General features: G+C 61.5%; 2 protein-coding genes and 1 pseudogene. All 3 read left to right on the top strand.

Features of this window, described 5'->3' with window-relative positions; translation table 11 throughout:
• Positions 1-10 precede the first annotated feature (10 nt).
• The gene (locus tag IVA78_RS31165) at positions 11-382 is read left to right on the top strand and encodes a transposase (protein ID WP_247469331.1); all 372 of its coding nucleotides are present in this window, start codon (positions 11-13) and stop codon (positions 380-382) included.
• Positions 379-726, top strand: a complete 348-nt coding sequence (tnpB, locus tag IVA78_RS31170) for an IS66 family insertion sequence element accessory protein TnpB (RefSeq protein ID WP_247469333.1) — start codon at positions 379-381, stop codon at positions 724-726. The genes IVA78_RS31165 and tnpB overlap by 4 nt, the downstream gene beginning before the upstream one ends.
• 93 nt (positions 727-819) lie before the next feature.
• A pseudogene (locus tag IVA78_RS31175) lies at positions 820-1,034 on the top strand (IS66 family transposase); the annotation flags it as partial.

Below are 1,034 nucleotides of genomic sequence, written 5' to 3' on the forward strand. Positions count from 1 at the left end.
CTGAATCGACTTGAAGTGGTTGATACAGGCCGGCGGCGCCGCTGGTCTGAGGAGGAAGGCGCGGATTGTTTTGGAAAGCCTATCCGAGCCGCGCCTGGTTGCGGCGACAGCGCTGCGATACGGCTTATCACGTTCTCTGCTGGTGACCTGGCGAAGAGCCTTCGCAGCGAACCGAACCAAATCCGAGGCTGGGTTTGTCAGGGCAGTTATGGCCGAGGGCGGGCCCGTGGCGTCGGTGGCGGCCTCATCGGAGAGCGCGACCGCACATTCGACGAAGCGTCGGATTGAGATCGAGCTGGCTGGCGGACGGCGCGTCATTGTTGATGCGGGCGTCGACGTTGAGGCGCTTCGCCGGATTATCGAGGCTCTGGATCCGCAATGATTCCGGTCCCTACGGGAGTTCGGGTGTGGCTGGCGACGGGCCACACCGACATGCGCAAAGGCTTCCCCTCATTGTCGTTGCAGGTGCAAGAGGTGCTGCGCCGCGATCCGCTGAGTGGTCATTTGTTCTGCTTCCGTGGACGTAGGGGTGATTTGTTGAAAGTGATCTGGCATGACGGCCAGGGAGCATGCCTGTTTACGAAGAAACTCGAGAGAGGTCGTTTTGTCTGGCCGTCGCTGGCGGACGGCGTGGTGTCGATCTCGCAGGCGCAGATGAGCTATCTGTTGTCTGGCATCGACTGGCGCAATCCCCAAGAGTCCTGGCGTCCGACCAGCGTAGGGTGAGACTTTGTTATTTGAGTTTGGCCGCGAATGTGATTCCATCTGGCCATGGACTCCAGCGCCGACCTGCGGCCCGATCTTGCCGCCGCGCATGCAATGATTTTGGCCGAACGCATGGCCAGGCTTGCGGCGGAAGCCAGGCTTGCTGAAGCGGCCAATGCCCAGGCGAAGCAATCGAGCACCGAAGCGCTGATTGCCCATCTCAAGCTCGAGATCGAGAAGCTGCGGCGGACGCTCTATGGCACGCGCTCGGAACGATCGGCGCGGCTGCTCGATCAGCTAGAGCTGGAGCTTGAGGAGCTTGAGGCGGC

Origin of the sequence: Bradyrhizobium sp. 137 (genome assembly GCF_023074095.1) — a bacterium.
Lineage (GTDB): Bacteria > Pseudomonadota > Alphaproteobacteria > Rhizobiales > Xanthobacteraceae > Bradyrhizobium.

Excerpts from the sequence above, each read along its gene's own strand:
- tnpB (WP_247469333.1), top strand. The coding sequence starts at position 379 with ATGATTCCGGTCCCTACGGGAGTTCGGGTGTGGCTGGCGACGGGCCAC.